1 protein-coding gene is annotated in these 233 nt (G+C 63.1%); it reads right to left on the bottom strand.

Going from position 1 to position 233, the window contains the following annotated elements; genetic code table 11:
* The coding region (locus FEZ63_RS24760; protein ID WP_150950134.1) for an outer membrane protein at positions 1 to 233 on the bottom strand (233 nt) is incomplete at both ends.

Raw genomic sequence — 233 nt, 5'->3', positions numbered from 1 at the left:
TCACGTACAGACCTTCGATCTTCGCGGTCAGGTTGTTGGTGAACGCGTATTCGAGACCACCGCCGAGGACCCAACCGGTGTTGGTGCCATTGCTGCTGCCAGCGAAAATGGTGCCGTCCGGAGCCACGAAAGCGGTGCTGCCAGCGCCGATGTCGCCATAAGCGAAACCACCGGTGGCGTAGATGAGGGCGCGGTCGAAGGCAAAACCGGCGCGAGCGCGCACGGTGCCGAAC

The sequence above is a fragment of the Microvirga brassicacearum genome (genome assembly GCF_008757455.1).
Classification (GTDB): Bacteria; Pseudomonadota; Alphaproteobacteria; order Rhizobiales; family Beijerinckiaceae; genus Microvirga; species Microvirga brassicacearum.
The sequence above is the reverse complement of the archived record's forward strand: the minus strand, read 5'-3'. Positions and strand labels throughout refer to the sequence as shown.